The sequence below is a fragment of the Methanohalobium sp. genome (genome assembly GCF_046546175.1).
Classification (GTDB): domain Archaea; phylum Halobacteriota; class Methanosarcinia; order Methanosarcinales; family Methanosarcinaceae; genus Methanohalobium.
Genome location: NZ_JBKGYF010000062.1, coordinates 1 through 10,159, shown reverse-complemented (window position 1 = coordinate 10,159; position 10,159 = coordinate 1). Strand labels below are relative to the sequence as shown.

Genomic DNA, 10,159 nt, shown 5'->3' with positions numbered 1-10,159 from the left:
AACTGTAATTGTTTTTCACCATTCGATATGTGAGGTTAATAGATGTTTAAATTCAGGAAAGAGCAGGAAATCGTCAATATAGCAGGTGTGAAGATTGGGGGACAACCCGGTGAATTACCAACTGCACTTGCAGGAACTATCTTTTATAAAGGACATAAAATCGTAAAAAACGAATCCAGGGGCACCTTTGATGAAAACGCCGCTGAAACGCTTGTAAATGTACAGGAATCCAATTCTGATGAAACTGGAAATCCCCACCTGATACATATTTACGGTACAACTCCTGATAATATATGCAACTATATAGATTTCATTTCCGAAATCACTGATGCACCATTTATTATTGATTCATCAGAATCCAATGTACGCAAAAAAGCACTGGAACATGTTACAGAAATAGGACTTGCAGATAAAACAATCTACAATTCTGTTAATCTGAGTATTTCAAAAGACGAAGAACAAGCACTTAAAAACTCTGATGTATTCAGTTCAATAATACTCGGGTTTAACGCCATAGATTCTTCACTGGAAGGAAGGATGAAAATGCTTGAAAACGGTGGAGGGACTATTGAAAAAGGACTGTTGGAAATCGCAGGAGATTGTGGAATATCCAACATTCTGGTTGATCCAAGTATCACTCCAATGGGTAGTGGTGCAGGTATCGCATTGAGGATGACTGCAAATGTAAAAGCTAAATGGGGATACCCTACCGGTTCAGGTATACACAATGCACCCTCTTCATGGAGCTGGCTCAAAGAAAAAGGAAAGAAAGATCCACTGATATACAAGATGTGTGATATCAGTTCTACCTGTATGCAGCAGATGGCAACTGGGGATTTTGTCCTCTATGGTCCAATTGAAAATGCTCCTTATACATTCCCTGTTGCAGCAATGGGTGACATTATGGTATCAGAAGCATCTGCAGGTATAGGATTGGATATTGGACAATCCAGCAAGCATCCTATCAATCGTCTGGTGTAATATTTATTCGATACGTCTTCCTCTAACACCCTGTGCACATTGAACACAGATACCTTTTGAATTTAGGCAATTATTACATACGTGCCTACCGCATAACCTGCATGTATACAATTTTGCAGGTCTGCCACATATTGAACAGATTCCAGTGATTTCCAGACAAACCCCACCTTAAAAACCCCTTTTGCTTTTGTATATTTTAATTGCGTTTTCAACCCTTGATTCATCAATTATACCATTAGTAGATGCAGTTTCAAAAAACCGTCCTGGAAGTTTAAGGTTGTCCAAGTTAAATCCGAATTTCCTCTTTAATTCGTACTTTTTCATGAAAATTTCTTTTCCTATCCTATCAAGCTCTTCTTCTGATTTTTCAATACCAAGTGGTTTTAGAGCATTTACTATAGATTCAGGTGTATAGACCTTGCGTGCAAACAGACAGATGACAAGCGAATTAAGAACTCCTCTCTTATCGTCTTCGGAAATAAGCTGGTCAATAATATCTTCATCTGATAGACCGTTCTTAAACGACTTCTGGTCTGCACTGTATCCTGCATTATCATGATGTGAATGTCGTACACCTACTGTAAGCCCTACAACATTTCCAAGTCCTGTATGATATCCAGGTACTTCCAGTCCTCCAAGCTGCATTGCAAAATCTTTGCCGCCATACTTTTCTGAAGCAATTGTGACACCTTCTGCAAGAGCAGAATAGAATTCATTTGGAGATTTTATTATCAGGTCAATGGCGCGAAGATAATTTGTTGCATCCCCCCATCTGAGCGATACTCCCATGGTCTCATCTGTTGATATTTTTCTCTTCATCGACATTTCAGTTGCCCATGCAAGTACAACACCCATACTAATCACATCAACTCCGTAGTGCTCACAGGAGTCTATCAACTCCAGTACATCTTTTGGTTTAGTTAGTCCCAAATTTGTTCCGAGTGCATACACAAGTTCATAATCGTATGGAATATCTGAAACTTCAATATCATGAGCATTTGAAAACAACTTCTTCAGCATTGCAACATGTATACATCCTATTGGGCATCCTGTACAGGAGAGTTTCCTGATTAGATAATTATCTCCAAAATTTTCACCCGACACATTTTCCGCACATTCAAAAAAAGTCTGCTGGAAGTTTCTGGTTGGCAGAGCATTGAGTTCATTTAAAACATTTATATTTTCTGTGGTTCCCAAATCATGGTATTTTTCCATTAAATCGGTGTTAACTACTTTATTATAAAGTTCCTTGTACTCGTTATTGTATTCTTTTTTATCTGTCACCTGTAGTTCTTCATTGCCAGATATTACAACAGCTTTCAAATTTTTGGAACCAAAAACAGCACCAATACCAAGTCTCCCAAAATGTCGGTAGGTGTCAACATTTACATTGGCATACTTAACTCCATTCTCTCCCGCAGAACCTATACGTATGATACTTCTTCTGCCGGTGTATGGTTCGATATCTCTGAGTATTTTTCCAACATCAACAGTTGATGATAGTCCCCATATAGAGGTGGCATCCTTGAAATCCACATTCCCGTCATGGATAGAGAGGTATACAGGATGTTTTGCTTTTCCGGTAATCACTATAGAATCATATCCTGCAAACCTCATAACAGTAGCAATTCTACCTCCTGAATATGATTCACCCAGTTCTCCGGTAAGGGGAGAACGGAACATTGCTACAGCCTTTGTACAGCAGGGATAAATCCCGGAAAATGGTCCGATACTTAGAACGATAGGTGCTTCAGGGTCAAGGGCATCTTTTATTTCGGTGAATTCCTCATGGAGTAGTTGTGTTGCAACACCTGTTCCGCCCAAATATTTGTCATAAAGCTCCTGTCTTTGAACAACTTTTGATTTTTCGTTTGTAAGGTCTACATAAAGTACATTAGACATGTTGTTTATAATTGAATCGGTCATTAAATCCCTCTGATATGTTAACCTGTATCTACAATCTCTTCACCATTTTCTCCCACTTTTCTTAGTTCAAGTACATCCCGAGGACAGTAAGTTGCACATACTCCACAATGTTTGCAGACTATAGCTTTACCCTCAGCATCTAGATGTATTGCACCTATAAGACACGCATCTACACAATATTTACAACCTTCACATAAATTCCTGTGGAGTACAACACCACCACCTTTCCTTACTGTAAGTGCTCCAGTTGGACAGGCTCTTGAACACGGTGGATCTATACAGGCATGGCATACTATAGGGACAAAACCTTCCTCTATACCGCCTTTTGTCTGTATATCAATTGCACTGTTTTTCAATGACACTGTATTATAATAAGTCCTTGCACATGCCAGCATGCAGGAATAACATCCAATACATCGTGCCCTATTGGCTACTTTAATTCTTTTTGGAATTAGACCATCCCCCTTTATTCTGTTTAAAAATCTCAGCAAAAAAAGAAAAATTATTGAAGTATCCCGCCTTTACTTGCAGATCCTACCGATTTCCGGTATTTTGTAAGATACTTCGAATCCACTTCTTTTTCAGATAATCTATATGACTCCTGCCTTTTTTTCATTTCGTCCTCTGAAATATTAAGGTTAAGAGTTCTTTCAGGGATGTTGATTTCGATTTCATCACTATTCTGGACATATGCTATAGGCCCACCATCGATGGCTTCTGGTGAAACATGACCTATACAGGGTCCTCTGGTACCGCCAGAGAAACGTCCATCCGTAACCAGTGCAACGGTATCAAGTCCCATCCCCGCAATTGCAGAAGTCGGGGACAACATTTCACGCATTCCAGGTCCACCTTTGGGTCCTTCATACCTTATAATAACTACATCTTTAGGTTCTATATCCCCACCCAGTATTCCGCACATGGCATCTTCTTCACTGTCATAAACTTTTGCCGGGCCTTTATGTACAAGCATATTTTCATTTACTGCAGACTGCTTGATTACTGAACCTTCAGGTGCAAGGGAACCTTTAAGGATTGCAATGCCGCCCTCCGGATGTACCGGGTCATCGATTGTTGCTATAATTTCTTTGTTTGTTTTAGGGTTTATCACAACAAAGTTTTCAAGGTTTTCACCAAGTGTTTTCCCGGTCACAGTCTTTGCATCAAGGAAAAGCATTGGTTTTATTCTCTCAAGTATTGCCTGGACACCACCTGCTCTGTCAAAATCAAGCATGTGATTGTATCCACCTGGTCGCAGATTTATTAGATGTGGTGTTTCTCTGCTTAAATCATCGAATATTTCAATCGGCAGCTCCAGTCCGAATTCACTGGCAATCGCCGGAAGATGCAGTACTGTATTGGTACTTCCACCTATTGCCATGTCTACCTTGATAGCATTTTTGAGGGTTTCATCAGTCACTATCTGACGTGGTGTAAGGTTTTCATCCACCATCTGGACTATACGCTCGCCGGATTCCTTGGCAATGCGCGCTTTTTTTGCATCTACAGCATGTGCAGTTCCACAGCCAAGAAGACTCATTCCCATTGCTTCGGTTAAACAGGACATCGTATTGGCAGTGAACAACCCTGCACATGATCCTGCACCACTGCAGGACTGATTTTCAATCATTTTTAACTGGGATTCTGAGATATTGTTGTTCCGGCAGGAACCTATACCTTCAAAAACAGATACAAGGTCACAGCATTCATCACCGACATATCCCGGCAGCATGGGGCCGCCTGTTACTACAATGGCAGGTATGTTTAAACGTCCGGCAGCCATTAGATGACCTGGCAGTATTTTGTCGCATGCAGCTATTAGGACCATACCATCAAGCTGATGTGCCTGAACCATAAGTTCAATGGTATCAGCAATAGCCTCACGGCTTGGAAGTGAATATTTCATACCTTCATGACCCATTGCTATCCCATCACATACACCGATGGTATTGAATTCAAAAGGTACACCACCAGCATTTCTTATTCCTGCCTTTACTGATTCTCCCAGTTTATCAAGATTAATATGTCCGGGAACTATTTCATTCCAGGAATTTACAACTGCGATAAAGGGTCTATCCATCTCGGAATCCGTAACCCCGGTGGCTTTCAGGAGTGAACGATGGGGTGCGTGTTCCATTCCTTTTTTGATAGTGTCACTTCTCATTAAAATCAACTCGTCTACAGGATATTTTTATATCAATTGACTATATCAACCAATAACAAAGTAGCTTTAAATAAACATCGAGAAATATTACATATTTTCATATTAAAACATGGTCTTGAGTAAATAAATGTATCGTATCAACATTTAATATAATATTTTAAAGATTACCAATATATAAAAATCATAAATATATATAAAATCTATCGAATATAGCTATATGGTGTGGATACTCAAAATCAACTAACTCCAATTGATAAGAATAGCTGCCCAATCTATGTAACCCCCCAACTACACAGATTGGGCAGATATAACCAATTTGACTACTTTCGCACACTCCCCACTGGTTGAACCCCACTCAACCATTAAACTGCTCGTCCACTACTTTAAACAGGTAACAGGTGTAGAGTTTTTCCCTCATTCTCTACATCTGCTTTCTAATCCCTTACTATGTGATTATAAATATATATAATAAATGATGCTTTTATTTTTCTCTCGTTAAATATTATAAAGGCGTTAAAATTTTCAATGGCTTTGATGATAATTCTAAACAAACATCTGCAAGGATACAAAATTTAATGGATAATATGGAAGCTGTAATAGTAGATGGTTATGTAGATGAACCTGCATGTTTTGGAGTACCTCCTTATTTGTCACCATATCCAAGATATATTGCTGGGGCTTTGTATGAATGTAACTTTGACCAGAAAGACATTCATTATACTACAATCGATCAGCTGCGTACATCATCCGATATGAAGGAAATAATTAAAAATGCTGATATTGTTGTTATAATCGCAGGAATGACAGTACCTGGTAAATATTTACGGAGTTCACCAATAAATCTCAGCGAAATTGAAAGCATTTTTACAACTGCATCCGGTACCAAAATACTCGGTGGACCTGTACGTCTTGGTTTCAGTAAACAGGGTGGGGAATCCGCTGCAGAACTTGGTATTGATGTCAAAAATGTTTTTGTTGCCAAAGAAGATATTGAAGCATTTGTATACGATTTTGTACAGAATGAGGGACAAATCGAAAACATTGAGCACCGACAGAGAACTGTAGAAGAAATCGGAAAATGGGCCGTAAATGGTGCATTTATCCATCAGCAACATCCTGATTACCCATACATCATGTGTGAACTGGAAACCTACCGGGGATGTGAAAGAAAAACCCATTGTTCTTTCTGCACTGAGCCTTTTTACAAAGAATCCAGATACAGACCCATAGATGATGTGGTAGCCGAAGTGTCAGAACTATACCAATCAGGCGCTCGATATTTCAGGATTGGTCGACAGCCCGACCTTTTTACCTATCATTCCATTGAAAACGAAGAAGATATTCCTGAACCCAACCCAGATGCCATAGAAAAACTTTACAAGGGTATATGGGATGTAGCTCCTGATTTACAGGTTTTGCATATGGATAATGTAAATCCAGCTACAATTGCTAGATATCCTGAAAAATCCCACGAAATCATAAACACCATAATAAAATACCATACTTCGGGTGATGTATGTGCCCTTGGCATGGAAAGTGCTGACCCTGATGTTATAGCTGCAAACAATCTTAAAGCTACACCTGATGAAGTATTTGAAGCGATTAAAATCATAAACAAATCAGGAAGTAAACGTGGTTTCAACGGGCTCCCGGAACTGCTTCCTGGGTTGAATTTTGTATACGGTCTAAAAGGTGAAACAAAGAAAATCTTCAAATTAAACTATGAATTCCTGCAAAAAATACTGGACTCCGAACTCCTGATTAGACGTATAAATCTAAGACAGGTGATTACATTCCCAGGAACTCCTATTTATGGCAAAGACACCATCTCAAAAAAACACAACAAACTATTCTTAAATCATAAAGAAAATGTAAGAGAATATATAGATAAACCCTTGCTCAGAAGACTTGTACCTGATGGAACTGTTCTTAAAAATGTGTTGCTTGAAGTCCACAAAGATAATGTTACATTCGGAAGACAATTGGGGTCTTATCCGTTACTTGTAGGAATACCTGAAAAACTCCATGTAAGACGATTCATTGATGTTATGGTAACAGGTCACGGACACCGCTCAATCACGGGTATTCCATGCCCTCTCAAAATAAATGAAGCCTCATTATCCTTGATACAAGAAATTCCGGGTATTGGAAAAAAACAGGCTATTGACATATATAAAGGCATACCATTCAAAGATGAAAACGATTTTCTGGAAAGAGTAAGCCAGGGTGAGAAACTCATCAACTATATATCAATCTGAATATCATCCAAATAACCTGTTCATCAGCTCTGTATCTCTGATGATTTTTATACTCACAAATCCACCCACTAAAAGGTTCATGTAGTAGGTAAAAGCTCTCCAAGCAATTACAGTAACTCCTATTAAAGATGATGCTACAAAAACTGAAAAAAGTGTAGTTGCTCTAAACTCTGCAACACCACTGGCACCTGGTTTAGCAGGTACTGCTATGATAATAAGAAGTAAAATCTGTGCTGCAAATGCAAGCATTATGGGCGGGTTCTGGTTAAACCCTGCAAGGATAACGGGTAATATAGAAAATTCAAGAATCCAGTAAAGTATGGTAAATATCATACCGTACAATAAACTACTGCGACCCACATTCAAAAGCATATGCAGGCTTTCATGAAAATTATCGAGTTCTGAATCGATTTGTTTGAGAATGTAAAAAGTTTGATATTCTTTCTTTTTACCGAATAACTTAGTTACTCTTATGACAATAAAATGTATAATACGTTTTAAATTTGCAGGACGTGAAATTCCGTACAACAATATAACCAGAGCGGATAATAAAATAAATTCACCGATAATAAACACTACATCCAGATTGGAACCTGAAAACGCATGCTTTAATATGAAAAGGGCTATAGGTGCTGAAGAAAGAATCAGAAGTGCGTCCATAAATCGCTCTCCCACAATTATAGCAGATGCACGTCCACGTGGTAAGTCATTCTGATGCAGTAGTTCGATTCGTACAGGTTCTCCACCTATTGAGGAAGGGGTGATGGATGCCGCAAAGGTACTTGCGGTTATAATTTCAACACATTTTAAAAGTCTGACTTTGTAATTAATACCCCGGCACATGGCTCTCGTACGAAGACTCCATGTAAAATATGCAATCAAATGCAGAATAATAGCCAGCAATATGTAGTGATATTTGATTTTCAGGATGGCATCTATTGTTTCAGAATCAACTGTAATAACAAGAAGTATTATAACAGATATCCCACTTATTAGAAGAGATGCCTTTAGCCAATTTTTGAATTTACACATGCAATCAATCCAGAATACTAAAGCAATTATTATTCTTCACTATATTCTGGATTGTACATATTACGTGTTACATTTTCAGATTCTTTAATTGTTAAATCTGGCCAGATTTTGACATTTGAATGGATTGTTGCCCCATTTCCAACAGTTACTTTAGCACCCAGTACTGTACCATTTTCCAAACTTGCATTCTGTCCTATCCTTACACTATTATCGATTACTGCACCTGATACGTTTGTATTTTGGCCTATCTTCACATCATTGAAGATATATGATGAGAGAACCCGGGCATTGTTTCCAATAACACAGTTTGAACCGATTGCAGTATATGGGCCAATTAGAACATTGTCACCTATTTCTGTATTTTCACCAATAACAATTGGACCTACAAGTGAGGAATTTGAACCTACCATTACATTATTATCAATCTTTAAAGGTCCACTTATGCGTGCATTTTTTGTGTTGAAACGTCCCAGAATCGATGTACCAGTCAATGAGGCAAGCATCCAGCGTTGAGCTGCGCGGTATGCAGCAGGGTTCCCTACATCAGTCCATTCACCATAAACAAGGAATCCTCTTATATCATTACCCATTGACATTAGTTTTGGGAACACGTCCTTTGCAAAATCATACTGGGTGTTTTCAGGTATATAATTAAAAATTTCAGGATCACATACATAAATACCAGTACTTGCAAGATTGCTGAATATTTCACCGGAATCGGGTTTTTCCAGAAATCTGTGAACTTTGTTATTCACATCCATATCTGCAATACCAAATTCTCTGGGGTCATCAATAGAAAGTAATCCAATTGTTATTAACGATTTGTTCATTTCATGATATCTGAACATATCCCTCAAGTTCAGATTCAATACATGGTCACCACTAAGAACAATAAATGGTTCATTACCGAGTAAATTTTCAGCATTTTTCACGCTACCGGCAGTACCCAGTTTTTTATGCTCATATACATAATCAATATGAACCCCGAACATACGCCCGTTTCCAAGCTGTTCTTCTATCATATGACCCATGTATCCGAGGGTAACAACGATTTCTGTAAACCCTTCTTTTGCCAGATGTTCGATCAAATGACTTAGAAGTGGTTTGTTCAAAATAGGTATGCTTGGTTTGGGGCGCTCAAAAGTTAAAGGGTGAAGTCTTGTCCCTTTTCCTCCACACATTATACACGCTTTCATGCTTAACCGATATTGTTCTTTTGATTTATAGATGTAACGATTCTCAAAAATATATTAACCTTAAATGTAATCATATAATTATTGGATATGTTCCACAACTTAAACATCATTTTTCTGCTGGACAACTATAGTAAGGTATGTAGTTAATTATACACAAACAGCATATGAGATTATCATAAAAACATTGTTCATGGAACTAGAAAAATATCTGTCATTTGCTAAAGCATGGATGAACAAATTCTATGTACAAATACAAGGTATAATTTAATGAGTTAATGACTATAAATTATATGATTTGACAAGCTCTGTAGAAATCCTTAATAGAATATATTATTGCCTTTGATATTTTCATCGTTACATGAAACACTAAAAAATTGGCTTAATTGAATAGTACTGACGTAAATAAGAGAAAACATTTTAGATATATCTGAACTAAGGGCTTTGCACAAAAAAGGTCCTAAATTGACGACTTTTTGTGCAGGAAATTTATTTTTTGTGCAAAGCTGGATTCCCCGGAGATCATAATTTTGACTTATTCAAGGCATACATGGCGTCTCAGAACCCCGTACTGGAAGTCTACCGAAAACAGTGGAGGAGTATTA

At 38.0% G+C, this 10,159-nt stretch carries 7 protein-coding genes; 2 read left to right on the top strand and 5 right to left on the bottom strand.

The window, feature by feature from the left end:
* The first annotated feature begins 42 nt into the window (after nucleotides 1-42).
* A complete protein-coding gene (gene mtrH / locus ACLFMM_RS07325) occupies nucleotides 43-981 on the top strand; it encodes a tetrahydromethanopterin S-methyltransferase subunit H (RefSeq protein WP_410808070.1) in 939 nt (312 codons plus the stop codon).
* A 168-nt stretch (nucleotides 982-1,149) separates the two neighbouring features.
* On the opposite strand, the gene ACLFMM_RS07320 is transcribed toward mtrH, so the two are convergent.
* The 3 genes from ACLFMM_RS07320 to ilvD form a co-directional block, all read right to left on the bottom strand.
* Entirely contained in the window at nucleotides 1,150-2,907 is a 1,758-nt protein-coding gene (locus tag ACLFMM_RS07320; protein ID WP_410808069.1) for an aldehyde ferredoxin oxidoreductase family protein, read from the bottom strand.
* Between the two features lie 17 nt (nucleotides 2,908-2,924).
* Nucleotides 2,925-3,302, bottom strand: coding sequence for a 4Fe-4S dicluster domain-containing protein (locus tag ACLFMM_RS07315; RefSeq protein WP_410808068.1), 378 nt, complete (start codon nucleotides 3,300-3,302; stop codon nucleotides 2,925-2,927).
* Between the two features lie 107 nt (nucleotides 3,303-3,409).
* Nucleotides 3,410-5,071 (bottom strand): dihydroxy-acid dehydratase, encoded by a 1,662-nt coding sequence (gene ilvD / locus ACLFMM_RS07310; RefSeq protein ID WP_410808067.1) that lies wholly within the window; start codon nucleotides 5,069-5,071, stop codon nucleotides 3,410-3,412.
* Between the two features lie 584 nt (nucleotides 5,072-5,655).
* On the opposite strand from ilvD, the gene ACLFMM_RS07305 reads away from it, so the two are divergent.
* Nucleotides 5,656-7,329, top strand: coding sequence for a radical SAM protein (locus ACLFMM_RS07305; protein ID WP_410808071.1), 1,674 nt, complete (start codon nucleotides 5,656-5,658; stop codon nucleotides 7,327-7,329).
* Nucleotides 7,330-7,332: 3 nt separating this feature from the next.
* On the opposite strand, the gene ACLFMM_RS07300 is transcribed toward ACLFMM_RS07305, so the two are convergent.
* Complete coding sequence (locus ACLFMM_RS07300) at nucleotides 7,333-8,361, bottom strand: lysylphosphatidylglycerol synthase transmembrane domain-containing protein (protein ID WP_410808066.1); 1,029 nt, start codon at nucleotides 8,359-8,361, stop codon at nucleotides 7,333-7,335.
* Between the two features lie 29 nt (nucleotides 8,362-8,390).
* The gene (locus ACLFMM_RS07295) at nucleotides 8,391-9,557 is read right to left on the bottom strand and encodes a sugar phosphate nucleotidyltransferase (RefSeq protein ID WP_410808065.1); all 1,167 of its coding nucleotides are present in this window, start codon (nucleotides 9,555-9,557) and stop codon (nucleotides 8,391-8,393) included.
* Nucleotides 9,558-10,159: the final 602 nt, after the last annotated feature.